The organism is Kosakonia sp. AG348 (assembly GCF_003337365.1).
GTDB lineage: Bacteria > Pseudomonadota > Gammaproteobacteria > Enterobacterales > Enterobacteriaceae > Kosakonia.
Genome location: NZ_QPJR01000003.1, coordinates 54,621 through 78,143, shown reverse-complemented (window position 1 = coordinate 78,143; position 23,523 = coordinate 54,621). Strand labels below are relative to the sequence as shown.

Here is a 23,523-nt window from a genome sequence, read left to right as displayed (position 1 = left end):
CTGGCCTCAGAACATGGCGCGCAGTAACGCGCGTAAGAACGTTCGAACCTCTGTCGCCAGCTCGCTATCGGAAAGGCTTAAAAACAGCAGCGCGAGCAGCGTGACGACAACAATAATAATGATGCGATTTTTCATAGCGGGTTGCTTCCTGCAGTATCAGATAACGATGCGTCATGGTTGCCCCAGTCGGGCAGGTTTTGCCACTCGCCAGGGGGCGCATCAAAGGGGTGAGCGATCTCCGGCAGGCCGTTCCAGTGCGGGTGTAATTTCTCCCGCGCCAGCCGGATAACGCGGCGAAAACTGTCATCGCCGCGACGGATCAGATTTTCCCGCTCCTCGCGGATCACGGTAAACATGGCCTCAAGTTGTAACTGCAAGCGGCTTTCAGCCTGCTTAACCTGCGCAACGGTCGGCTCACTAGGCAGCGCCGCTTCCGCCTGCTGGATCAGCCGCTGTTTTTCACGTTGCCAGCGCGCGGCGCAGGCTTCGAGCGCTTCGGTGCGGCGCTTATCGTGCATACGGAGTAAATCCTGAAACACCAGCGGCAACGTGGTCTGGCTGCGTTCGGGCAGCGCCACGCTTTCCGCCGCCTGTACGGCGCGCGCGTACTCCTCCATCGCCGTCGGTCGGTGACCGGCAAGCCAGAGGCAAAACCCGGACATCCGCCAGCCTTCCATCTCAAATACCGGATGGGGAATGGCCTGCGCTTCCAGCGCCGCCTGGCGATAGCCTTTCGCCGCTTGCAGGTGATCTTTTTTCGCGAACCACGCGCCCGCTTCACCAAAGGTACTTTGCGTGCGTAACTGCCCTTTCAGCGCCGGATCAGGGATATCACCAGAGAGGGTTTGTGCCTGCCGGTAGTGGGTGACGGCCTGCGCATGGTCGCCGCCTTTTAGCCAGCCACCGGCCATCAGGTTGTGCATCATCGCTTGTTGATCCGTCCAGCCGCGCCGCTGCGCAATGCCCAGCGCCAGCTCGCCGCGTGCGGCGACTTGTGCGGCACTGCCTTTTTCCAGCAGCAGCATCGCGTCAGCAAGGTAGCGGCGAAACAGCAACCGGTCGGCATCGGTATCCGTCTGCTGCTGCGCGGTCTGGTGCATCACCCGCATGCCATCGACTTCATCGACAATCAACTGCACCCCGTGCGGATGCGCCTCATATAACGGCTGCCAGATCGGTTGTTCCAGCGTATCAATCAACAGCACACGCGGGGCGCTCGCATCCTGCTCCAGCCAGCCTGTCAACCAGCGCGCCAGGGCGCTTTCGTCGCTGACACTGGCGGGTTTAAGCACCAGTACCAGGTAACGGAGATCGTCTGCAAAAGCCTGCGCGAAACTCTGTAATAAGCAGTTCAGTTGCGCCGGGGAGTAACAGGGCAGCCAGGGTTCCGCGTTCCAGGCGGCGGCATTTTCCGTGGCTTCGTACTGCTCGACAAACTCCCGCCCCAGCGCGTCGCTATAGCCATAACCGGTTTCGAAGGGGGTATTCAACCCAAGAAACAGATCCGGCAGTGTGCGACCTTCCGCGTGCTGCTGCAGGGCGATAAAGGCATCCAGCAGCGATTCGCCGCCCGCCGGAACGCGCCAGATAAACAGGCGGGTACGCGCGGCATTCTCGCTGGCGTCCAGCCAGCTTAGCTCCAGCTCGCTCATCACTTTCTCTGTGGGGTTCTTTGCCGCGCGCATTCCGTGTCCTTATCAGGCGTTAAGCTCGATTTTCTTGCCATTGACCATCACGCCTGCCGCATTAATGGTGATGGTCGAGCCGCCCGCCGTGATCTCAACGCTGCCGTTGCCAATCAGAATGCCGCTTTCGCCGACGTTGATCTGGAAGGTATCCGTTGCGCTGTCCGCCACGCTACCCTGGGTAAAACGCGTGTCGCCGCCGGTAATGCTCAGCGTGCGTCCGGCACCAATATTTACCTCTTGCTTTCGCACCACCGTACGCACTTCGTTGCTGCTGACGGTGACGTTGCGGTTACCGGTCACTTCCAGCGTCTGGTCGCCAGTAACCTGCACGGTGCGGTTTTGCTGCACGCTCACCTTTTCGTTGCCCTGCACGGTGCGGGTTCTGTCCTGCACCACGGTCAGCGTCTGGTTGCCTTGCACGGTGCCGGTGTTGTTGCTCTTCACCGTGGTGGTGTGATTGCCGGTAATGGTCTCATCGCGGTTTTGCTCGACACTGAGGGTTTCATTGCCTTTCACGCTTTCGGTGCGGTTCTGCTGCACGGTGGTGGTTTCGTTACCGTTGATGGTTTTGCTGCGATCCTGGCCGATAGTGACGGTTTCATTGCCGTCTACTGTGCGGGTACGGTTCTGTTTGATATGGCTGGTTTCGTCTTTGCCAACGGTTTTGGTGCGGTTGCTGCCAACATCATGGGTTTCGTCGTTTTCGACTTCGGTATCCATGTTGCGCTCGGCATGCAGCCAGAGTTGCTCCTCGCCGGGTTTGTCTTCAAAGCGCAGGGCGTTGGCGTTATCCGGCGAACCGTCTTTCGAACGGCTCATAAAGCCCATCTGCGTCGCCGCCGCTGGCAGCGCCCACGGCGGCATGCTGGCTTCGTTATAGACGCGACCAATGATTATCGGTCTGTCCGGCTCACCGTTAATAAAATCGACCACCACTTCGTCGCCCACACGCGGGATCTGCACACCGCCGTAGCCCTGCCCGGCCCACGCGCTGGAGACGCGCACCCAGCAAGAGCTGTTTTCATCGCCCTGGCTTTGCCGATCCCAGTGGAACTTCACCTTCACGCGGCCATATTTGTCCGTCCAGATCGACTCGCCCTGCGGCCCGACCACGCGCGCCGTTTGCGGGCCATAGGTGCGCGGCCAGTCGGTGACCGATGCCGGGCGAAAAGGCGTTGTCGCCGGAATAACGGTAAAGGCGATGTTGTGCTGTGAACTGAATTGCCCGCCGGAGGCGTACTGATTCTCTTCAAACGCATACCGGGCGCCAATCACCAGCCACTGCGCGTTATCGGCGAAATTGGGTGCATTGGTAAGGCGAAAAAGATGGCCGGGCGCGATGCCGGTCGCGGTGCCGGAGCCTTGCATTTGCTGCTGCTCCGCCTGCCAGGCCTGCTGGCGAATACGCGCGTACGCTTCACCGTCGCCATGCTCAACAAAGCGTCCTGGCCAGTCATACACATCAATTTTCCCTGGGCTTGGCGAAACGGGGTTTTGCAGGGTTTGCAGCATCCAGGCATGCGGCTTTCGGAAATCGTAATCATCGGTGCTGTACAGACCCGGCGTCACCACGTGGTTCGCCACCAACTGGCTGATGCCCTCTTCGTTGACCGCGCCGCCGCCGGTTTGCGCGTGCCAGGGAATAGTGTCGTAACCGGGAAACGCCTCCGCCTGCGAGTAGTCGTCCATCAGCACCAGCGTGTGACCCTCTTTGCTGTGGCGAAACAGGTAGCTGATGCCTTCAAGCTCCAGCAAACGGCTGATAAAGTGGAAGCTGCTTTCACCATACTGCACGCTGTAATCCCACTGGCGATAGCTGCGCGTCAGTTTGTCTTCAACCCTGACGTTGTATTCGGAAAACAGCGTTTTGGCGATATCCGGCACGCGTTGCTGCTGGAAAATACGGAAGTTGCGATCGCGCATCATCGGCCAGAAATCGGGTTCCAGCGTCGCCTGGTACGCCGCGTACTGCGTGCCGTCCAGTTCTTCGGTACGCACCGAAACGGCGGTCACTCTCCCGGAAAGATAGCGTTCGCTACCCGGAATCTGGCACGGGATCACCACCGTCATCTCCTGCCCGAGCAGTTTTTGCCGATCAAGGGTGAAGTCTTTGCTCAGCAGGTCGACCTGAAAGCGAAAAGGAGCAGAAAGATGCTCTTCCCCTTTCAATTTCCAGAACAGGAGTGAATCACTGCCAACGGATGACAGGACGGTTATCCGGTTAACCATACGTATTCCTTGGTAGCGGCGGCGGATATTTCGGGAGAAAACGATTTGCGGGAAATCATTCAAAAGAAACTTATACGCGCGCGTATTATTTACTAACGACCAACGATTACGAATAATATTATCCACAGTTCATAAAAACGACAGCTAAATACATCTCAGAATCGTCTTATTTTATAATTAAAATAATAACTTATTTAAAATCAATTCAGTGCAAATTACCCTGATAAATCAGTGGATTTCAGGTTATTCGATTCAGCTAACAATAAATAATAACGCATCATATATTCTTTTATTTCACCCAATATTTCCCTAAGCGAAATTAGCCTGTTTTAAATTAAAAACAGACGTCAGCTTGCCTGCATTTTTTAACGTCGTCGCGCACTATGGCCTCCACCGTTACCGGTTGACGCTTTCGCAACGGCCGCGCGACCCTCGCGCTATCCACTGTCCGCCAACCAGAGGGCTTTAGCACATTTGCGCATATTCTTATCCGGATATATTGGTTTTCGCCACAGACACAACGAATATAATTCATTTCAATACGGTACCAGAATAATCAACTGGAATATTTACATAGCATTCTGCCAGCTTTTTCTGGCAATAAATGATGTGCGGAAGGTGTGTAGTGCCAACATGGTTACCCTTAGCGATCGATTCGTTCTGGCCAATGCTTTCCGCCGGGCTGAAATTTACCATTCCCTTAACGTTAAGCGCATTTATTCTTGGTCTGACACTCGGTTTTATTGTGGCGTTATTGCGTTTATATGGCCCGGCATGTTTAAAACCGATAGTCATATTTTACGTCTGGTTAATTCGCGGCACCCCGTTATTAGTACAATTATTTTTAATTTTTTACGCGTTGCCCAGCGCGGGAATGACTATCGATGCCTTTCCGGCTGCGGTGATTGGTTTTACGGTAAATATTGGTGCTTATACCTCGGAAGTGATCCGCGCCACGCTGCTCGCCGTGCCTAAAAGTCAGTGGGAAGCCGCGCATGCCATCAGCATGACCTGGGCGCAGGCGCTACGGCGCATTATTCTGCCGCAGGCCGCGCGCATCGCTGTGCCGCCGTTATCCAATACCTTTATCTCGCTGGTGAAAGACACCTCGCTGGCCTCGGTGATCACCGTGCCGGAGATGTTTCTCGCCGCGCAGCAAATAGCCGCGGTGACTTACGAGCCGTTAATTTTATATAGCGAGGCCGCGGTGATTTATCTCTTATTCAGCTCTGTCTTATCGCATTTACAAGAGAAGCTGGAGCGGAAATTAGCCGGGACAACCGTTAAGGAGCGAGCAAATGATAACGCTCTGCAACATTGAAAAAAGTTTTGCCGGTCACCGGGTGCTGCAAAATATTCATTTAACGGTAGCAGAAGGCACCGTCACCGCCTTAATTGGCCCCTCCGGTAGCGGGAAAAGTACATTATTACGTTGTATTAATTTGCTGGAAATCCCCCAGTCCGGGGAATTAACCATCGGCAAAGAAGAAATGGTATTTACGCCAGATGCTCGTATTAAAGGCCAGGATATTCGCCGGATGAGCCGTCAGACCGGAATGGTTTTTCAAAACTTTGCGCTGTTTCCGCATATGACCGCTCTCGACAACATTACCGAGGGACTGATTACGGTGCATAAATGGGACCGCGAGCGAGCCCGCAAACGCGGCGAGGCACTACTGGAGAAGGTTGGCATGCTGCATAAGCGTAACGCACTGCCGAATACACTTTCCGGCGGCCAGCAACAACGCGTGGCGATTGCCCGCGCGCTGGCACCTTCGCCTGCGGTGTTACTGTGCGATGAGCCAACCTCGGCGCTCGACCCGGAACTTTCCGGCGAAGTGGTCGCCGTCCTGCGCCAGCTGGCACACGAGGGCACGACGATGATTATGGCCACCCACGATCTGCGCTTAGCAGCCCATATCGCAAGCCAGGTAGTATTTCTCGAAGCCGGGGAAATTGTCGAATCGGGCAGCGCCAGCACCCTTTTTTCACAGGCGAAGAAACCACGAACTACGGAATTCATCGCCTCTTTAAGCACAGCGTTTTCGACTATCGAAGCGCATCAATAACAATATTTACGGGGTAACGCAGATGAAGGCATTCGCAACACTGGTGATAGCAGGCGTTATGCAGCTGGGCTTTGCTCACGCGGCGCTGGCGCAGGATGATCTGGCAAAAATTCAGTCCGCCGGGGTGTTAAAAATTGGCACCGAAGGGACTTATCCGCCCTTCACTTTCCATAACGCCGCCGGCAAGCTGGAAGGGTTTGATGTCGAAATCGGCCAGGAAATCGCCAAGCGCCTGAAAGTGAACGCCCAGTTTGTTGAAGGCAAATGGGATGGCCTGATCGCCGGTATTGATGCTAACCGCTACGACGCGGTGATCAATCAGGTGGGCATTACGCCGGAACGCCAGAAAAAATATGACTTCTCCGAGCCGTATATCGCCTCCAAAGCGGTGCTGATCGTCAACAGCAAAAATACGGCAATCACCCGTTTCGAGGATTTAAAAGGTAAAAAATCCGCTCATACGCTGACCAGCAACTATGCGCAGATCGCCCGCAAATATGGCGCGGAGATCGTTGCCACCGACGGCTTTAACCAGTCTGTCGATTTGGTGGTACAGGGGCGCGCCGATGCGACCATCAACGACAACCTGTCATTCCTTGACTTCAAAAAACATAAACCCGACGCGCCGGTGAAAATTGTCGCCACGCAATCTGACGCGGAGAAATCCGGCGTGTTATTCCGCAAGGGCAACCCGCAACTGAAAGCCGCGATTGATAAGGCCTTCGAAGAGATCAAAGCCGACGGCACTTATCAACGCATTTCGCAAAAATACTTCGGCGCGGATGTGTCGAAGTGATGCGTAGCCGCTGAATGGTAAGACCCCGCAACGCGGGGTTTTTTATGCCGCTGGTGCCTTGCGCACGGACACCCGTTTTATTTGCGCGCGTCTTCGACAATATGCAAGTTCGACACTATGCAAAGCTGGGGCGCTGCGTTTGTGCTGCTTGCCGCAGGCGGCGTTGCGCCCACCGTTGCGGAGCTACTGTTGCATCAGTTCAGCGGGCGCGGCGCATAATAGCTGGCTTAAAGCTGAAAACTTTGCGGAACCCCGAGCCTGGCTGGGGGTTTTCTGTAAACAAAAAAACCCCGCCAGGCGGGGTTTTTAAATTTGCGGTGTAACGCAAATCAGAACGGGATGTCGTCGTCGAAATCCATCGGCGGTTCGTTAGACGGTGCCGGTGCAGACTGCTGCTGCGGGCGAGACTGCGCGCCGCCGCTGAACTGGTTGCCACCCTGTGGCTGCTGAGGCTGACCCCAGCCGCCCTGCTGCTGGCCGCCACCTGCCGGTGCGCCGCCACCCTGACGGCCGCCCAGCATCTGCATGGTGCCGCCAACGTTAACCACTACTTCAGTAGTGTATTTTTCCTGACCGGATTGATCGGTCCATTTGCGGGTGCGCAGCTGGCCTTCAATATAAACCTGAGAGCCTTTACGCAGGTACTCGCCGGCCACTTCCGCCAGCTTGCCAAACAGCACAACGCGGTGCCATTCGGTCTGCTCTTTGGTTTCGCCGGTCTGCTTGTCACGCCAGGATTCGGAAGTAGCCAGCGTAATGTTGGCAACTGCGCCACCACTCGGCATATAGCGTACTTCCGGGTCCTGGCCCAGATTACCGACGAGAATCACCTTGTTTACGCCTCTGCTGGCCATATTGTGTCTCCTGAAAACGTTGCTTGATTCTTAGTAGTGTAAACGCGCGATTGTAGCATTACAAAGCCACACTTAGATAGCTGCGAGGAGGATTCCAGATTATCGCCGCGCGCCATAGTTTGACATACCCGAAGCGAATATGCATGCGAATACTGTATATTCATTCAGGTTAAATTGTGTCATAATTAGCCGTTTCTGACCGCTGGTTGTCCTTCAAACACACCAGGCAAAAAGTGTTCCTCCGGGTAAAAGGTGAATGGATTGGATAAGATAGAAGTACGGGGCGCCCGCACCCATAATCTCAAAAACATTAACCTCGTCATCCCTCGCGACAAACTGATTGTCGTCACCGGGCTGTCGGGTTCTGGTAAGTCCTCCCTGGCTTTCGACACACTCTATGCCGAAGGGCAGCGTCGTTACGTTGAATCACTCTCCGCGTATGCGCGTCAGTTTCTGTCGCTGATGGAAAAACCGGACGTTGACCACATTGAAGGTTTATCGCCCGCCATTTCTATTGAACAAAAATCGACATCCCACAACCCGCGTTCCACCGTCGGCACGATCACGGAGATTCACGATTACCTGCGTCTGCTGTTCGCCCGCGTCGGCGAGCCGCGTTGCCCTGACCATGACGTTCCACTGGCGGCGCAAACCGTGAGCCAGATGGTGGATAACGTGTTGTCGCAACCGGAAGGCAAGCGCCTGATGCTGCTGGCGCCGGTTATCAAAGAGCGTAAAGGTGAACACAGTAAGACGCTGGAGAACCTCGCAAGCCAGGGTTATATCCGCGCAAGGATCGACGGCGAAGTGTGCGATCTCTCCGATCCGCCGAAACTCGAGCTACAAAAGAAACACACCATTGAAGTGGTGATCGACCGTTTTAAAGTGCGCGCTGATCTTGCCCAGCGCCTGGCAGAATCGTTTGAAACCGCACTGGAGCTTTCCGGCGGTACGGCAGTGGTTGCCGATATGGATGAGCCGACCGCCGAAGAGCTGCTGTTTTCCGCCAACTTCGCCTGCCCGATTTGTGGCTACAGCATGCGCGAGCTGGAACCTCGCCTGTTCTCGTTCAACAACCCGGCGGGCGCGTGTCCGACCTGCGACGGTCTGGGCGTGCAGCAATATTTCGATCCCGATCGCGTGATCCAGAACCCGGAGCTGTCGCTGGCCGGCGGCGCGATCCGCGGCTGGGATCGCCGCAACTTTTACTATTTCCAGATGCTGAAATCGCTGGCGGAACACTACAAATTCGACGTGGAAGCGCCATGGGAAAGCCTGAGCGCCAACGTGCAGAAAGTGGTGCTGTTTGGTTCCGGCAAAGAGTCGATTGAGTTCAAATACATGAATGATCGTGGCGACACTTCTGTGCGTCGTCACCCGTTTGAGGGCGTGCTGCATAACATGGAGCGCCGTTACAAAGAGACGGAATCCAGCGCGGTACGTGAGGAGCTGGCGAAGTTCATCAGCAACCGACCGTGCGCCTCCTGTGAAGGGACGCGCCTGCGTCGCGAAGCACGCCATGTGTTTGTTGAAAACACCCCGCTGCCGACCATTTCCGATATGAGCATCGGCCATGCGATGGACTTCTTCAACAATCTGAAACTTTCCGGCCAGCGGGCAAAAATCGCCGAAAAAGTGCTGAAAGAGATTGGTGATCGCCTGAAGTTCCTGGTAAACGTCGGCCTGAACTACCTGACGCTTTCCCGCTCGGCGGAAACGCTCTCCGGCGGCGAAGCGCAGCGCATTCGTCTGGCAAGCCAGATTGGCGCGGGTCTGGTAGGTGTCATGTACGTGCTGGATGAGCCGTCAATTGGCCTGCATCAGCGCGATAACGAACGTCTGCTCGGCACGCTTATCCATCTGCGTAACCTCGGTAACACGGTGATTGTTGTCGAACACGACGAAGACGCCATTCGCGCCGCCGACCATGTGATCGACATCGGCCCTGGCGCGGGCGTACACGGCGGCCAGGTGGTAGCGGAAGGGACGCTGGATGCCATCATGGCGGTGCCGGAATCCCTGACCGGGCAGTACATGAGCGGCAAACGTAAAATTGAGCTGCCGAAACAGCGCGTGAAAGCCGATCCGGAAAAAGTGCTGAAGCTGACAGGCGCACGCGGTAACAACCTGAAAGATGTAACGCTGACGCTGCCGGTGGGCCTGTTCACCTGTATCACCGGCGTTTCCGGCTCCGGTAAATCGACGCTGATCAACGATACGCTGTTCCCAATCGCCCAGCGTCAGTTGAACGGCGCGACCATCGCCGAACCTGCGCCGTATCGCGATGTGCAGGGGCTGGAGCATTTCGACAAAGTCATTGATATCGACCAGAGCCCGATTGGGCGTACGCCGCGCTCCAACCCGGCCACCTATACTGGCGTCTTTACGCCGGTGCGCGAGCTGTTTGCCGGCGTGCCGGAGTCCCGCTCGCGCGGTTACACACCGGGGCGCTTCAGTTTTAACGTGCGCGGCGGTCGCTGCGAAGCGTGCCAGGGTGATGGCGTCATTAAGGTTGAAATGCACTTTCTGCCGGATATTTACGTGCCTTGCGACCAGTGCAAAGGCAAGCGCTACAACCGTGAAACGCTGGAGATCAAATACAAAGGCAAGACTATCCATGAAGTGCTGGATATGACTATCGAAGAAGCACGCGAGTTCTTCGATGCTGTTCCGGCGCTGGCGCGTAAGCTGCAAACGCTGATGGATGTTGGCCTGACCTATATTCGTCTTGGACAGTCGGCGACGACGCTTTCCGGCGGTGAAGCCCAGCGCGTGAAGCTGGCGCGCGAGCTGTCGAAACGCGGCACCGGCCAGACGCTCTATATCCTCGATGAACCAACCACTGGCCTGCACTTTGCTGATATCCAGCAGTTGCTGGACGTGCTGCATCAGTTACGGGATCAGGGCAACACCATTGTGGTGATTGAGCACAACCTGGACGTGATTAAAACGGCGGACTGGATTGTCGATCTCGGCCCGGAAGGCGGCAGCGGCGGCGGCGAGATCCTGGTCTCCGGCACGCCGGAAACGGTCGCCGAATGCGAAGCCTCTCATACGGCGCGCTTCCTCAAACCGATGCTGAAGTAATTACACGGAGAGTTGCTGCCGGACCTGTTCCGGCACCAACTCAATCGCCTGCTGATACGACGCATCCACCAGGTAGTAAATCTGCGAATCCGGTAACGAACCATCCAGGTAAACGGTGCTCCAGTGCGCTTTATTTAAATGGCGGCTGGGGCGCACATCTTCATGCTGCTGGCGCAGCAAATCCGCCAGTTCTGGGCTCGTTTTCAACGACGCTGCCGGCCGGCCTTCCACCTCTTTCACCATCACAAACAGCACATCCGCAACTTTGATTTGTGTTGCTTTCCAGTCGCTGTGCACGCTCTGTTCAGCGCCAGGCTTCGCCATGCAATATTGCAGTAACTCGGAAATTGTCACTTTTGCTTCTCCTTGTCATGTCGTGGTGGGGTATCGCGATCGGCATAAATACATCATTAAAGCGTAGTGTATGGATAAAAAAATCGTGGGTCGTTACAAAACCTGACGATTAACACAACCTAAACAGAATTGAGAACGCTGGAACCTTTTGTGTTTTAGAGTGACAAATAGTTACAACCAGAAAGTAACAGTTATTTTTTCATTTTTTTCAAATAGATAAAAGCAGCACACTGATGTGCAATTGATTACGGATTAAAGAGAAAACTCCCGGAGATGCCTGATGAGCATATTACATGGCGAGAAGAAAACCGTCCTTGTCGCTGAAGATGATAGTGATATTGCTGGTGTTATTATTGCTTACCTTGAACGCGACAAGTTCGCGGTGATTCATGCCCCTGATGGTGAAAAAGCGGTCATGATGGCCGAAAAATACCAGCCTGATTTTATTATTCTGGATATCAAGATACCGAAAAAGGATGGCTGGCAAGTATTGATGGAGCTGCGCCAGAAAACCGATATCCCGATTATGATGCTGACCGCATCAGGCGCCGATACGGATAAAGTTCTGGCATTAAAAACGGGCGCTGATGATTATGTAGTAAAACCGTTCAACCCCGAGGAATTAGTCGCCAGGGTGCATGTTATTTTAAAAAGAAGCCAACAATATCATGCGCGAGAAAATCTAAAACTGTATAAAACCAGAAACATTGAAATAAATAAAATAACGCATCAGGTATACGTTGGTCCGAAGAAAATGGATTTATCTACAGACTTAACCTCTACAGAGTTTAAGATATTGATGCATTTAATTCGCTACCCGCAGCGCATCTTTACGCGTGAAGAAATTATGAATTCTTGCATGCCAGAGGGAAACGCCTGCGATCGTACCGTAGATAGCCATGTCAGCAAATTAAGAAAGAAGATCCAGCAGGCGGGCATCGTCAATGTGCCGGAGTGCGTACGCGGCTTCGGCTATCGGTTAGGAGATTGATGTAGCCTAACAGGCTCCCGGCGGGGGATAACCACCGCCGGGAGCCTTCATTAAAACAGCGTCCTGCCCAACGGCAGAATGTCGCACCACTGTTTTTTATAGCTCCAGTAATCTTTATAGACTCCGAGAGAAAATTTAAATTTCTTATCTTTCGCGAGACATAATTCTTTTGCTTTGCAGATATTCATCCACAACAAAATACTGCCCAGATTAAATTCAGGATAGTTCTGAGAATACCCACCATTAATATCATCGAAATAAAAATAGCCATCGCACTCGGCCATAAAAATGATATCAAACGCGCAGGGGCGACCATGCATAAACAACACCGCGCCAAAGAGTAAATGTCGCAATGCGGCGAATGTTCTGATTAAGTCATCACGCGCAAAACAGTAAATTTTACCCTGCCAGCGCTGCCTGAACACGTCGATATATATGTCGGCCAGTTCACTATCTGAAAAGTCATCAACCCACCGAACTTCACCGCCACAGGCAAGAAACTTTTTCATTTCGCCGTTGCGTTTTTTCTGTGACGCTTTCGACAGGCCCTCTTTGACGTAGCAGATCTTGTTTTTTAAATAACCGCTGAATAAAACATTGAGGAAGTCGGATCGATGATGTGGAGATAACCGCTTGGTAACGGCAGGTAAATACCCCACTTTTTTCGTTTCCAGCGGCAGTATGATGTCATCGAAAACAAAGGGATAACGCCGGTCCTGTAGCGATAACGCCCCATTCACTGCGTAACACGCGCCAACATAAACCTGCTGGCGACGAATGACGTAAAAATCCAGCTTCGCCCCCGTTTCAGCACTTAAAAATTGCAGCACATCCGGATGTGTACAGACAGAACCGCCAAATTGTTGCCAGACCATTTTGTAGGTGGCGAAATCGCACGGTTCCCAACCGTACAGCCACGCGAAAACATTCCGTAAAACCATAACTACCCCGTGTTATCAGACGCACCCACACGTCTTTATGCAGGCTTATAAACGGGGTATATGGAGGTTTGATGGAGCGGCTACTCTCCCTGCAGCGTGGCGATGATTTTTCGCGAGCCACCGTGAATACGGTGCTCGCCAAGCCAAATTCCCTGCCACGTACCCAGCACTACGCGCCCTTTTTGCACGGGTAACAGCAGCGAAACGCCAAGCGTGGAGGATTTAATATGCGACGGCATATCATCCGGCCCTTCGTAATCATGCTCATACGGCGCGTTGTCCGGCACGGCTTGCAGGAAATGCTGCTCCATATCGTGGCGCACGGTGGGATCGCAATTTTCGTTCAGGGTGAGCGAAGCGGAGGTATGTTGCAGCAACAAGTGCAGCAAACCAACGTTAATGCGGGAGATATCGCGAAGTTGCCCAAGCACCTCGTCCGTCACCAGATGAAACCCGCGCGACTTCGCGCCAAGCGTAAGGGTTTGTTGATACCACATGCACATCTCCTGTCAGCAAAATGAACTCTTGTCAGTGTGGCAGCAGGCTGCGAAACAGGAAAGCCGGGGCTAATATTCGGAGTTCACAATCACTTCCTCACCCAGCGCACCCGCCTGCGGCAAAGGGCGATAGGTCGAGTTTGAAGCGCGTAGCACGCGAATTGGCCGGGCTTCGCTTTCGCGCGCGGCGGTGATATCGCTGTCTGAATCGCCATAGAAGATGCGGATCTTATTGGCCTTCAGCCACTGGGTTTTGCTGTTCTGGCCAGGCTTATCACCGGCGAAAATTACCGGGTTCATATTGGCCGCAGGAATAAGAAAATCGTCCTGTAACGTTTTACTAACCGTTTCTGTTTTTGTCGGGCTACGTCCGGTGATGAAAAAGATGGTGTCACCGCGCTTTACATGCATCGCAATCAGATGGCGGGCCACTTCTTTCGGAATACTGAAGTCGTCCCAGCCGTTGTTCATCTTTTCCCAAAACGCCGGGTTTTGCAGAGAGGCATCGCTATCCGGCGACCAGGTTTTTTTACCGCGCCAGAAACCGGGGCTGGAAAACAGCACCGTGTCGTCAATATCAAACCCGACCGCCATTGGCGGGCGTTCGATCAGAGAATTTTCGATTTGCGCCACGGAAACCCAGTGAACGGGCGCCTGTTCGGCAAGTCTGGCAACATTGGTGCCTTCAGATACCGGCGTGGGCGCCGAAGCGTAAACCGCGCTGCCAAACGTCATCCACAGGCAGACCGCGCCGAGCGCGCGTATGAACTTTCGCATATTTATCCCTAAATTATCAGTTCGTTATATTTTATAAATGGTGCGAATGGTCAAAATGTTACCAGACCATACCCTGTGAAGCCGATGAAAAAAAGGATTTTTTGCAGATTATTCAGAGAATAAGCGAATATTGAGGCATAAATAATCCCCTGCCAGAACGCAGGGGACGGGCAAAAGTAAGTGGGCGCTTACATTACTGCGGCGAATGCTTGCGCCACGCGGTGCACGTTGCGGCTATTCAAACCGGCAACGCACATCCGCCCGCTGGCGATGAGATAAACGCCAAACTCTTCACGCAGACGATCGACCTGCGCCGCGCTCAGGCCGGTATAACTGAACATGCCGCGCTGTTTAAGCAGATAATCGAAATTACCGCCCGGTACCGCCTCTTTCAGCACGGTGACCAGCTCCTGGCGCATCGCCAGAATGCGCGTACGCATGGCTTCCACTTCCGCCAGCCAGGAGGCTTTCAGACCGGCGTCGCCAAGCACTGTTGCGACCAGTTGTGCGCCAAAATTCGGCGGGCTGGAGTAGTTACGGCGCACGGTGGCTTTGAGCTGCCCCAGCACGCGGCTGGCGGCGTCCGCATCGTCACACACCACAGAAAGCCCGCCAACGCGCTCGCCATACAGCGAGAAAATTTTCGAAAATGAGTTGCTGACCAGCGCAGGCAGCCCGGCGCGGGCAACCGCGCGGATGGCATAAGCATCGTCTTCCATTCCGGCACCAAAACCCTGATAGGCGATGTCGAGGAACGGGATCAGATTGCGCGCTTGCAACACCTCAACCACCTGGTCCCACTGCGCGTGAGTCAGATCCGCTCCGGTTGGGTTATGACAGCAGGGATGCAGCAGCACAATACTCTGGGCGGCCAGGGTGTTCAGTTTTTCCAGAAATGCTTCAAAACGCACGCCGTTAGTCGCGCTGTCGTACCAGGGGTAAGTACTCACTACGAAACCAGCGCCTTCAAAAATAGCGACATGGTTTTCCCAGGTCGGGTCACTGACCCACACGCCGGAATCTGGAAAGTAACGTTTCAGAAAATCTGCGCCGACTTTCAGCGCACCGGAGCCGCCTAATGTCTGGATGGTGGCAACGCGTTTTTGCGCCAGTACCGGGTGTTCTGCACCGAACAGCAGCGGAGCGATCGCGTTGCGATAGCTATTGAGCCCTTCCATCGGCAGATAAACTGACGCACCGTGCGGCTGCGCGTTCAGGCGCGCTTCGGCTTCGGCGACCGCCTGCAAACGCGGAATAACGCCATCTTCGTTGTAGTAAAGCCCGATACTGAGATTGACCTTGTCGCTGCGGGGATCTTCTTTAAAGCGCTCCATTAACGACAGAATCGGGTCGCCGGCGTAGGCGTCAACTTTCTGAAACACGCGTGTACTCTCCAGGTTTACAGTAGGCAAGAACCACCACAATAAACCGGAAGCGGAGGAAGATCGAGAGCAGCAACCGCGGTGATAAAAAATAAGCGATTTAGCCGCGCAGCGCGGCCAGTATTTGCGCCACACGCTCGCTTACCGAACCACGTACACGCAGAAAGGGAATGCCGCGTTGCGTCAGCTGTTCGTTGTACCAGGCCTGCTGACGCTGGCGGAAGGTTTCATCCTGGCGGGTGCCGTCCTGCACAAACGGGAAATCGTCGTCGCACAGCACCACGAGGTGATAATGCCGCTGCGCCAGTGCATAGAGCGCATCCGGCGCGTGACCAAACATCGCCAGCGTATAAAACAACGTTGTTAGCGGCGAGGTGTCGCATACCAGCCACTGCCGGGCATCGGCGGCATCTTCACGCTGTATCTGCGTTTGTGCAATCGCCAGCATATCGTCATAAACCAGTTCACCGCCCTTTTCGTCCCAGCGCTCGCGGCCATATTCCGCCACATACGCCGTCTCCAGTGCCTGCGCCAGTGCGATGCTCAGCGTGCTTTTGCCGGTCGATTCGCCACCCAGCAGGCAGATGCGTTGAACGAAATCCCGGTAAACAACAGGCGCTAACATCTGCCGCCAGCGGTGAACATCACTGCGAATCAGTGTGCCGGAAGGTGCCTGCTCTCCTTGCTCACGCTGCAAACGGACATGTACGACGGGGCTGGCGAAGCGTTCGCTGAGTACGCGGGCAAAGCCGTCACCGTACTCTTCGGCGGTAAAAACCGCCTGCGGTTGGCAGTGCAGCACCTGCAAACAGATATCGGCCATATAGTGGCGATGCAGATCGCCGTCGGCCTCGTTATGCGGTGGCGCACTCAAGCCATAATCAGCAAGACGCTGGGGGGTGAGAACCAGAATGTCGCATTGCGGAAAACGCGCACGAAGCCAGCGTTCACGCTTTTCCGGCTCGCATCCAGGCAACTCTGGCACAGAGTAGCTGACGATCCACAGACGTTCGCACTGTTCCAGCGCGGCGTTAATCAATCGTTCGTGGCCGCAGTGTAACGGCGCAAATTTACCGACGATTAACCCGCTGGCAAAGCGTTTCATCGCGCGGCCATCGCTTTGCGCCATTGATACAGACCATGCCAGGCGTTACACCAGAAGACAAGGTATAACCCGGCGGTGAGCCAGAGATCGCGGGCGGCATACAGCGGCACGGCAATGGTGTTAACCAGCAGCCAGAAATACCAGCTTTCGAGCCTGCGCCCCATCAGCATAAATTGCGCGAGCACGCTGAAAACCATAATGGCGGAGTCCAGCCACGGCGACCACGCGTTGGTAAAGCGGTGCAACAGCCAGGCGTAACACCCGGCGACAACCAGCGCGCCCGCTAACATCAGCAACAAATGGTTAAGCGGCGTTTTACGCACCGCCAGTTCGCTACCGTGGTTGCCTTTCAGCCAGTTGATCCACCCGGCAATACTGCTGGCGATAAAGAACAGTTGCAGCGTGACATCGGCGTAGAGCTGTACGGAGTAGAACACCCAGCCATACAGCACACAGCCAATAATCCCCGTCCACCAGGTGTGCATATTATTGCGCGCGGCAAGCCATACAGAGAGGGCATAAGCCAGGCAGGCGGCGATTTCCATTGGCGACAAGGCGCAATCCTTTTAGTCGATGTATTTTAAAGTCGCCCGCGAAGTCAGGCGCGTGATAAGTTCGTAAGCACTCACTTTTGTTGCTTCAGCAATGCGTTCAACGGGTAAACCTTCGCCCCACAGCACCACTTCATCACCGGCTTTGTCTTGCGCATCCAGGCCGAGATCAACGCAAATCATATCCATCGCCACACGACCAACAATCGGCACTTCGCGACCATTAACCAGCACCGGCGTGCCGGAAGGCGCAGCGCGCGGATAGCCATCGCCATAGCCCATCGCCACCACGCCTAAACGCGTGTCGCGCGTGCTTTCCCACGTGCCGCCATAGCCCACCGCATCGCCCGCTTTATGCTCGCGCACGGCGATCAGTTGCGAAGTCAGCGTCATGACTGGCTGAAAACCGAAATCGGCACCCCACGGTTTATGATCGAGCGGCGAAACACCGTACAAAATAATCCCAGGGCGAACCCAGTCGAAGTGCGATTGCGGCCACAGCAGCGTACCGCCGGAAGCGGCAATGGAACGCAGACCAGGTTTGCCGTCAGTAAAGGTGGTGAAGATATCAAGCTGGCGCTCTGTTGCGCCGCATTCCGGTTCGTCGGCGCGGGCAAAATGGCTGGCAACGTTAACTGGCTGGCGCACATTTTTGCACTGTGACAAGCGCGCATAAAACGCCTCAGCCTCGTGCGGATGTACGCCAAGGCGGTGCATACCGGTATCGAGCTTCATCCACACGGTCACCGGCGCTTTCAGCGTTGCGGTTTCCAGCGCTTCCAGCTGTTCAAGGCTATGAATAACCGTGTGAAGCTGGTGTTCAGCGACCAATGGCAGATCGCTGGCGGCGAAGAAACCTTCCAGCAGCAAAATCGGTTGTGTGATGCCGCCCGCGCGTAATTGCAGGGCTTCTTCAAGACGGGAGACACCGAAAGCATCGGCATCGGGGAGCGTTCGCGCGGTCTCGAGAAGACCGTGTCCATAGGCGTTCGCTTTCACGACCGCAACCACGCGGCTGGCGGGAGCCAGTTCACGCAGGCGTTGCAGATTGTGTCGCAGAGCGCGGCGGTTAACTACTACGGTTGCCGCTTGCATTTACATTACCCTATCAAGCAATCGTCAACATCATTCGTCTACAGGAAGACGACAAGTCCGTCGATCCCGGCGGTTTGGTATAAACCAGGCGACCGGGATCCACGGACGCGGTCAACGTCCCTGGAATGCGAAGGATGAAGAGGATTTATTCGTCGTCGTATTGTGGCCCTGCATAATTATCAAAGCGCGACCACTGCCCGTTAAATGTCAGACGCACGGTACCGATCGGCCCGTTACGCTGTTTACCAATAATGATTTCTGCAATGCCTTTTAAGTCACTGTTTTCGTGATAAACCTCGTCACGATAAATAAACATGATCAAGTCGGCGTCCTGCTCGATGGAGCCGGATTCACGCAAGTCGGAGTTTACCGGACGTTTGTCGGCGCGCTGCTCCAGCGAGCGGTTAAGCTGCGACAGCGCCACCACCGGCACCTGTAACTCTTTCGCCAGCGCTTTTAGCGAGCGGGAGATTTCAGCAATTTCCAGCGTACGGTTATCCGACAACGACGGCACACGCATCAGTTGCAGGTAGTCGATCATGATAAGCCCAATGCCGCCATGCTCGCGAGCGATGCGCCGCGCACGGGAACGGACTTCCGTCGGCGTCAGGCCGGAAGAGTCATCAATATAGATATTGCGTTTTTCCAGCAGGATGCCCATGGTGCCGGAGATGCGCGCCCAGTCTTCATCGTCCAGTTGGCCGGTACGAATACGCGTCTGATCGACACGCGAAAGGGAGGCCAGCGAACGCATCATGATCTGTTCGGAGGGCATCTCAAGACTGAAGATTAATACCGGTTTATCCTGCAACATCGCCGCGTTTTCAACGAGGTTCATCGCAAATGTCGTTTTACCCATCGACGGACGCGCGGCAACGATAATCAAATCCGACGGCTGTAAACCTGCCGTTTTCTTATTAAGATCGTCGTAGCCCGTGTTAACACCGGTGACACCGTCGTGGGGCTGCTGGAAAAGCTGTTCGATGCGCGAAACGGTCGCTTCAAGCACATCGGCGATGTTTTTCGGGCCTTCGTCTTTATTCGCGCGGCTTTCGGCGATTTTGAAAACGCGCGATTCGGCAAGGTCGAGCAGATCTTCGCTGCTGCGCCCCTGCGGATCAAAACCGGCGTTGGCGATTTCATTCGCCACCGAAATCATTTCACGAACTACCGCACGCTCACGCACGATATCGGCATAGGCACTGATGTTCGCTGCACTTGGCGTATTTTTGGAGAGCTCAGCCAGGTAAGCAAAGCCGCCGACAATATCCAGTTGCCCCTGCAGTTCCAGCGATTCCGCAAGCGTTATCAGATCGATGGGTTTGCCCATCTCCTGCAGGCGGTGCATCTCGGTAAAAATATGGCGGTGCGGGCGCGTATAAAAATCATCCGCCACGACGCGTTCGGCGACATCATCCCAACGCTCGTTATCCAGCATTAAACCGCCCAACACCGACTGCTCCGCTTCAATAGAATGCGGAGGCACTTTCATCCCCTCGAGCTGTACGTCGCGGGTTTCAGTCTGTTTGTTGAAGGGTTTATTTCCTGCCATAGTGAATGGAGCTATCCGGGTAATGAATGGGTTGAGAGATTATCACATCAGGAGGAAGCATGGCGACGAGAATAGAATTTCAAAAGCATGGCGGGCCTGAGGTGCTTAAAGCGGTTGAGTTCACCCCCGCAGCGCCAGCGGAAAACGAAGTGCAGGTAGAAAATAAAGCCATTGGCATCAACTATATCGATACCTATATCCGTAGCGGATTATATCCGCCGCCAGCGTTACCAAGCGGGCTGGGCACCGAAGCGGCAGGCGTGGTAAGCAAAGTGGGCAGCGGCGTCACGCAGGTGAAAGTGGGCGATCGCGTGGTGTATGCGCAATCGGGCCTGGGTGCGTATAGCTCGGTGCATAACGTTTTGGCGGATAAAGTCGCGGTGCTGCCGAACGCGATCTCCTTCGAGCAAGCGGCGGCGTCATTCCTGAAGGGGCTGACGGTGTTTTATCTGCTGCGCAAAACCTACGAAATCAAGCCAGATGAAATGTTCCTGTTCCATGCTGCCGCCGGTGGTGTCGGGTTGATTGCCTGCCAGTGGGCAAAAGCTCTTGGCGCGAAACTGATTGGCACCGTGGGTTCCGCGCAAAAAGCGCAGCGCGCGTTACAGGCCGGTGCCTGGCAGGTGATCAACTACAGCGAAGAGAATGTGGTGGAACGTGTCAAAGAACTCACCGGCGGTAAAAAGGTGGCGGTGGTGTACGACTCGGTGGGGAAAGACACCTGGGAGACGTCGCTTGATTGTCTGCGCCGTCGCGGGCTGATGGTCAGTTTCGGTAACGCTTCCGGCCCGGTGACCGGCGTGAATCTGGGTATTCTTAACCAGAAAGGCTCACTCTACGCCACACGCCCTTCCCTCAATGGCTATGTCACTAACCGGGAAGAGTTGCAGGAAGCCAGTAATGAGCTGTTTTCGCTGATTGCCAGCGGGGTTATCAAAGTGGATGTGGCCGAGAGCCAGAAGTTCGCGCTGCACGATGCACAGCGGGCGCATGAAGTGCTGGAGAGCCGGGCGACGCAGGGCTCCAGTCTGTTGATCCCTTAAGCTAATCGCCTGAAAGAATTAGGGCTTCCCGTGGGAAGCCCTTTCTTTTTTAGTTCGGCTGCATTGTAGGGTACAGCGCGATGAATTCGTTAACGTCGCGATAGTGACAGATTTAATAAGTAAATCCTATTCGGTTCTAAGCAATGTACCGGGAAAAGTCTTCGGTATGTGACGAACCACGCAATACTTTAGTAACGCCAACGGTTATTGCGTTGATAACGTGGGAGCTTCGGTTCTTTCACGGCACGGATAATCCAGACAACGGCGACGGCCAGCAGCAGCCATGGCAATAGCTTGATCATCAACGCGAAAAGCCCGCCGAGGAACATAACAGCCGTTGCCACCAGCAGCGCCGCGATGATGCCCAGCAGCGAAACGCCGGTCACCAGCAACATGATAAAAAAGCCCACGATAAACAGTAATTCCAGCATGATGGATCTCCCAAAGAGGTAACTCCCCGGTTATTACAAGAACCATGCCAGGAAAAATTAGCTTATTTATCAATGAAAAAGCTCCGCAGCAGAAGGCGGAGCTTAGTGAATTTGACTATCTTTTAGTGAAACTTTAACGCTTTGAGGCCACCAGGTTGAGCGCGTGTTCCACTACCGCGATATCCGCACCGGCTTTATGCGCATTTTCACTCAGATAACGACGCCACTGACGCGCGCCGGGAACGCCCTGAAACAGCCCCAGCATATGCCGTGTGATATGCCCGAGATACGCGCCCTGGCTCAGCTCGCGCTCAATGTAGGGATACATCGCGCGCACCACGGCGATCGGATCGGCATCCGCCACGTCTGCGCCAAAGATCTCGCGGTCAACAGACGCCAGTATGCCAGGGTTCTGATACGCTTCACGACCGACCATCACGCCATCCATATGTTCCAGATGCGCTTTGGCTTCTTCCAGCGATTTGATACCGCCGTTAATGGCCATTTTCAGGTGCGGAAAATCACGTTTCAGCTGATACACACGCGGGTAATCCAGCGGCGGGATTTCCCGGTTCTCTTTTGGGCTTAACCCCGAAAGCCACGCTTTGCGCGCATGGATGATAAAGCTTTCGCACTCGCCTTTTCCGGCCACGGTGCCAATAAAATCGCAGAGAAATTCGTAGCTGTCCTGATCGTCAATGCCAATACGCGTTTTGACAGTGACCGGAATCGATACCACATCACGCATCGCTTTAATGCAATCCGCCACCAGTTGCGCTTCGCCCATCAGGCACGCGCCGAAACGACCATTCTGCACACGATCGGACGGACACCCGACGTTGAGGTTAATTTCATCATACCCGCGCGCTTCGGCCAGCTTTGCACAATGGGCAAGCTGCGCCGGATCGCTGCCGCCGAGCTGCAACGCGACCGGATGTTCTTCTTCGCTGTACGCCAGGTAATCCCCCTTGCCATGAATGATGGCACCGGTGGTGACCATTTCGGTGTAGAGCAACGTCTGGCGCGACAGCAAACGCAAAAAGTAGCGGCAATGTCTGTCCGTCCAGTCGAGCATCGGCGCCACGCTAAACCGGCCATTCCAGTGTTGAGTGGAATTGAGCGTCGTTGCGTTGGTTTGATGGGGGTTTGTCATTTCAGGGTTACCGTGCATTTTGGACAGTTAAAAAGGTTTGTCGTATCTGATTTCCACTCAGGTCCGGCAATCGCCAGCGTCTGAAATAGCGGGGCATCATTCTAGCATAGAGGAAGCACGTAAACCCGCTGACACAATGCATGGTCAGCATCTGTTATGGATATATGCCCGGGGTCGCCTTGTACAAAACGGAACCACTACCTAACATTTTTGGTAGGCATAGGAAATGTTCATTAATAGCGAAAGCTATTTATAACCGTAACAGGTCAAAGGGAGTTAAGGAAAATGACTAAACCGTATGTACGTCTTGATAAAAACAATGCCGCTGTGTTGCTCGTCGATCATCAAACGGGCTTGCTATCACTGGTCCGGGATCTCGATCCGGATAAATTCAAAAACAACGTGCTGGCGCTGGCCGACCTCGCTACATATTTTAAGCTACCCACCATTCTGACAACCAGCTTCGAGACTGGCCCGAATGGCCCTCTCATGCCGGAACTGCAAACACAATTGCCCGCGGCGCCCTACATTGCTCGTCCTGGTAATATCAACGCCTGGGATAACGAGGATTTTGTGAAAGCCGTGAAAGCAACGGGTAAGAAACAGTTGATTATTGCGGGAGTCGTGACCGAAGTTTGCGTTGCATTTCCGGCGTTATCTGCCCTGGAAGAGGGCTTCGAGGTGTTTGTCGTCACCGATGCGTCAGGTACATTTAATGAAATTACCCGTCATTCAGCATGGAACCGTATGTCGCAGGCCGGGGCGCAGTTGATGACCTGGTTTGGTGTTGCCTGCGAGTTACACCGCGACTGGCGTAACGATATTGAAGGGTTGGGCAATCTTTTCTGTACTCATATTCCTGATTACGGCAATTTGATGACCAGCTATGCCAAGATGAGCAACATTTAATTCCACTGTCTGGCTTAAT

At 54.5% G+C, this 23,523-nt stretch carries 22 protein-coding genes; 7 read left to right on the top strand and 15 right to left on the bottom strand.

Translation table 11 applies throughout. From position 1 onward, the window contains the following. Nucleotides 1-6: 6 nt before the first annotated feature. From DFO56_RS25080 to DFO56_RS07415, 3 genes are read right to left on the bottom strand one after another with little or no spacing between them, the layout of a single operon-like run. Nucleotides 7-135, bottom strand: coding sequence for a hypothetical protein (locus DFO56_RS25080; protein ID WP_020456137.1), 129 nt, complete (start codon nucleotides 133-135; stop codon nucleotides 7-9). Further along, a complete protein-coding gene (locus tag DFO56_RS07420) occupies nucleotides 132-1,685 on the bottom strand; it encodes a hypothetical protein (RefSeq protein WP_045511767.1) in 1,554 nt (517 codons plus the stop codon). The genes DFO56_RS25080 and DFO56_RS07420 overlap by 4 nt, the downstream gene beginning before the upstream one ends. Nucleotides 1,686-1,697: 12 nt before the next feature. Next, nucleotides 1,698-3,917 carry a type VI secretion system Vgr family protein gene (locus DFO56_RS07415; protein WP_045511764.1) on the bottom strand — a complete coding sequence of 740 codons (2,220 nt, stop codon included), beginning with the start codon at nucleotides 3,915-3,917 and terminating at the stop codon, nucleotides 1,698-1,700. Between the two features lie 625 nt (nucleotides 3,918-4,542). Between DFO56_RS07415 and DFO56_RS07410 the strand changes: the two genes are divergently transcribed. The 3 genes from DFO56_RS07410 to DFO56_RS07400 are packed head-to-tail and all read left to right on the top strand — an operon-like array spanning nucleotide 4,543 to nucleotide 6,782. After that, nucleotides 4,543-5,238 carry an amino acid ABC transporter permease gene (locus DFO56_RS07410; RefSeq protein ID WP_162836381.1) on the top strand — a complete coding sequence of 232 codons (696 nt, stop codon included), beginning with the start codon at nucleotides 4,543-4,545 and terminating at the stop codon, nucleotides 5,236-5,238. After that, nucleotides 5,216-5,986 carry an amino acid ABC transporter ATP-binding protein gene (locus DFO56_RS07405; protein ID WP_045511758.1) on the top strand — a complete coding sequence of 257 codons (771 nt, stop codon included), beginning with the start codon at nucleotides 5,216-5,218 and terminating at the stop codon, nucleotides 5,984-5,986. Before DFO56_RS07410 ends, DFO56_RS07405 begins: the two co-directional genes overlap by 23 nt. Nucleotides 5,987-6,008: 22 nt before the next feature. After that, the gene (locus DFO56_RS07400) at nucleotides 6,009-6,782 is read left to right on the top strand and encodes an amino acid ABC transporter substrate-binding protein (protein ID WP_045511755.1); all 774 of its coding nucleotides are present in this window, start codon (nucleotides 6,009-6,011) and stop codon (nucleotides 6,780-6,782) included. A 329-nt stretch (nucleotides 6,783-7,111) separates the two neighbouring features. Here the strand turns inward: DFO56_RS07400 and ssb1 are convergent, their stop codons facing one another. Continuing rightward, entirely contained in the window at nucleotides 7,112-7,636 is a 525-nt protein-coding gene (gene ssb1 / locus DFO56_RS07395; protein ID WP_017459456.1) for a single-stranded DNA-binding protein SSB1, read from the bottom strand. Nucleotides 7,637-7,897: 261 nt separating this feature from the next. Here ssb1 and uvrA point away from each other — a divergent pair, with 261 nt between their 5' ends. Then, nucleotides 7,898-10,723, top strand: coding sequence for an excinuclease ABC subunit UvrA (uvrA, locus tag DFO56_RS07390; RefSeq protein WP_020456130.1), 2,826 nt, complete (start codon nucleotides 7,898-7,900; stop codon nucleotides 10,721-10,723). Here the strand turns inward: uvrA and DFO56_RS07385 are convergent, their stop codons facing one another. After that, a complete protein-coding gene (locus DFO56_RS07385) occupies nucleotides 10,724-11,077 on the bottom strand; it encodes an MmcQ/YjbR family DNA-binding protein (protein WP_020456129.1) in 354 nt (117 codons plus the stop codon). It lies immediately after the preceding gene. A gap of 280 nt (nucleotides 11,078-11,357) precedes the next feature. Here DFO56_RS07385 and DFO56_RS07380 point away from each other — a divergent pair, with 280 nt between their 5' ends. Beyond that, a complete protein-coding gene (locus DFO56_RS07380) occupies nucleotides 11,358-12,068 on the top strand; it encodes a response regulator (protein ID WP_045511752.1) in 711 nt (236 codons plus the stop codon). Nucleotides 12,069-12,118: 50 nt separating this feature from the next. Here DFO56_RS07380 and DFO56_RS07375 read toward each other — a convergent pair whose 3' ends face one another. The 8 genes from DFO56_RS07375 to dnaB all read right to left on the bottom strand — a co-directional run bounded on the left by DFO56_RS07375 (nucleotide 12,119) and on the right by dnaB (nucleotide 19,968). Further along, on the bottom strand, nucleotides 12,119-13,009 hold the full coding sequence (locus DFO56_RS07375) for a GNAT family N-acetyltransferase (protein ID WP_045511749.1): 891 nt from the start codon (nucleotides 13,007-13,009) through the stop codon (nucleotides 12,119-12,121). Nucleotides 13,010-13,089: 80 nt separating this feature from the next. Then, nucleotides 13,090-13,506: a secondary thiamine-phosphate synthase enzyme YjbQ gene (locus DFO56_RS07370; RefSeq protein ID WP_020456126.1), complete on the bottom strand. Its 417-nt coding sequence runs from the start codon at nucleotides 13,504-13,506 to the stop codon at nucleotides 13,090-13,092. Nucleotides 13,507-13,575: 69 nt separating this feature from the next. Then, nucleotides 13,576-14,283: an acid phosphatase AphA gene (gene aphA / locus DFO56_RS07365; RefSeq protein ID WP_045511745.1), complete on the bottom strand. Its 708-nt coding sequence runs from the start codon at nucleotides 14,281-14,283 to the stop codon at nucleotides 13,576-13,578. Nucleotides 14,284-14,471: 188 nt separating this feature from the next. Further along, nucleotides 14,472-15,665: an aromatic amino acid transaminase gene (tyrB, locus tag DFO56_RS07360; protein ID WP_045511742.1), complete on the bottom strand. Its 1,194-nt coding sequence runs from the start codon at nucleotides 15,663-15,665 to the stop codon at nucleotides 14,472-14,474. Between the two features lie 100 nt (nucleotides 15,666-15,765). Continuing rightward, nucleotides 15,766-16,794: an AAA family ATPase gene (locus tag DFO56_RS07355; protein ID WP_082071790.1), complete on the bottom strand. Its 1,029-nt coding sequence runs from the start codon at nucleotides 16,792-16,794 to the stop codon at nucleotides 15,766-15,768. Beyond that, nucleotides 16,767-17,324, bottom strand: coding sequence for a nicotinamide riboside transporter PnuC (gene pnuC / locus DFO56_RS07350; protein WP_025263765.1), 558 nt, complete (start codon nucleotides 17,322-17,324; stop codon nucleotides 16,767-16,769). Before pnuC ends, DFO56_RS07355 begins: the two co-directional genes overlap by 28 nt. A 12-nt stretch (nucleotides 17,325-17,336) precedes the next feature. Further along, the gene (gene alr / locus DFO56_RS07345; protein ID WP_045511737.1) at nucleotides 17,337-18,416 is read right to left on the bottom strand and encodes an alanine racemase; all 1,080 of its coding nucleotides are present in this window, start codon (nucleotides 18,414-18,416) and stop codon (nucleotides 17,337-17,339) included. 145 nt (nucleotides 18,417-18,561) lie between these two features. Then, the gene (gene dnaB, locus DFO56_RS07340) at nucleotides 18,562-19,968 is read right to left on the bottom strand and encodes a replicative DNA helicase (RefSeq protein WP_017459445.1); all 1,407 of its coding nucleotides are present in this window, start codon (nucleotides 19,966-19,968) and stop codon (nucleotides 18,562-18,564) included. A 59-nt stretch (nucleotides 19,969-20,027) separates the two neighbouring features. Here dnaB and DFO56_RS07335 point away from each other — a divergent pair, with 59 nt between their 5' ends. Then, on the top strand, nucleotides 20,028-21,011 hold the full coding sequence (locus DFO56_RS07335) for a quinone oxidoreductase (RefSeq protein ID WP_020456120.1): 984 nt from the start codon (nucleotides 20,028-20,030) through the stop codon (nucleotides 21,009-21,011). Nucleotides 21,012-21,199: 188 nt separating this feature from the next. Here the strand turns inward: DFO56_RS07335 and pspG are convergent, their stop codons facing one another. Both pspG and dusA read right to left on the bottom strand, forming a co-directional pair. Beyond that, on the bottom strand, nucleotides 21,200-21,442 hold the full coding sequence (pspG, locus tag DFO56_RS07330; protein WP_020456119.1) for an envelope stress response protein PspG: 243 nt from the start codon (nucleotides 21,440-21,442) through the stop codon (nucleotides 21,200-21,202). A 133-nt stretch (nucleotides 21,443-21,575) separates the two neighbouring features. Further along, a complete protein-coding gene (gene dusA, locus DFO56_RS07325; protein WP_114413849.1) occupies nucleotides 21,576-22,613 on the bottom strand; it encodes a tRNA dihydrouridine(20/20a) synthase DusA in 1,038 nt (345 codons plus the stop codon). Between the two features lie 267 nt (nucleotides 22,614-22,880). Here dusA and ycaC point away from each other — a divergent pair, with 267 nt between their 5' ends. Then, nucleotides 22,881-23,504, top strand: a complete 624-nt coding sequence (gene ycaC, locus DFO56_RS07320; protein ID WP_020456117.1) for an isochorismate family cysteine hydrolase YcaC — start codon at nucleotides 22,881-22,883, stop codon at nucleotides 23,502-23,504. Nucleotides 23,505-23,523: the final 19 nt, after the last annotated feature.

Coding starts and splice junctions, on each gene's coding strand:
- DFO56_RS07335 (WP_020456120.1), top strand. CDS start 20,028: ATGGCGACGAGAATAGAATTTCAAAAGCATGGCGGGCCTGAGGTGCTT.
- ssb1 (WP_017459456.1), bottom strand. CDS start 7,636: ATGGCCAGCAGAGGCGTAAACAAGGTGATTCTCGTCGGTAATCTGGGC.
- DFO56_RS25080 (WP_020456137.1), bottom strand. CDS start 135: ATGAAAAATCGCATCATTATTATTGTTGTCGTCACGCTGCTCGCGCTG.
- DFO56_RS07380 (WP_045511752.1), top strand. CDS start 11,358: ATGAGCATATTACATGGCGAGAAGAAAACCGTCCTTGTCGCTGAAGAT.
- alr (WP_045511737.1), bottom strand. CDS start 18,416: ATGCAAGCGGCAACCGTAGTAGTTAACCGCCGCGCTCTGCGACACAAT.
- ycaC (WP_020456117.1), top strand. CDS start 22,881: ATGACTAAACCGTATGTACGTCTTGATAAAAACAATGCCGCTGTGTTG.
- DFO56_RS07400 (WP_045511755.1), top strand. CDS start 6,009: ATGAAGGCATTCGCAACACTGGTGATAGCAGGCGTTATGCAGCTGGGC.
- DFO56_RS07355 (WP_082071790.1), bottom strand. CDS start 16,794: ATGGCGCAAAGCGATGGCCGCGCGATGAAACGCTTTGCCAGCGGGTTA.
- pspG (WP_020456119.1), bottom strand. CDS start 21,442: ATGCTGGAATTACTGTTTATCGTGGGCTTTTTTATCATGTTGCTGGTG.
- aphA (WP_045511745.1), bottom strand. CDS start 14,283: ATGCGAAAGTTCATACGCGCGCTCGGCGCGGTCTGCCTGTGGATGACG.
- DFO56_RS07420 (WP_045511767.1), bottom strand. CDS start 1,685: ATGCGCGCGGCAAAGAACCCCACAGAGAAAGTGATGAGCGAGCTGGAG.
- DFO56_RS07375 (WP_045511749.1), bottom strand. CDS start 13,009: ATGGTTTTACGGAATGTTTTCGCGTGGCTGTACGGTTGGGAACCGTGC.
- dusA (WP_114413849.1), bottom strand. CDS start 22,613: ATGCACGGTAACCCTGAAATGACAAACCCCCATCAAACCAACGCAACG.
- DFO56_RS07415 (WP_045511764.1), bottom strand. CDS start 3,917: ATGGTTAACCGGATAACCGTCCTGTCATCCGTTGGCAGTGATTCACTC.
- dnaB (WP_017459445.1), bottom strand. CDS start 19,968: ATGGCAGGAAATAAACCCTTCAACAAACAGACTGAAACCCGCGACGTA.
- DFO56_RS07405 (WP_045511758.1), top strand. CDS start 5,216: ATGATAACGCTCTGCAACATTGAAAAAAGTTTTGCCGGTCACCGGGTG.
- DFO56_RS07370 (WP_020456126.1), bottom strand. CDS start 13,506: ATGTGGTATCAACAAACCCTTACGCTTGGCGCGAAGTCGCGCGGGTTT.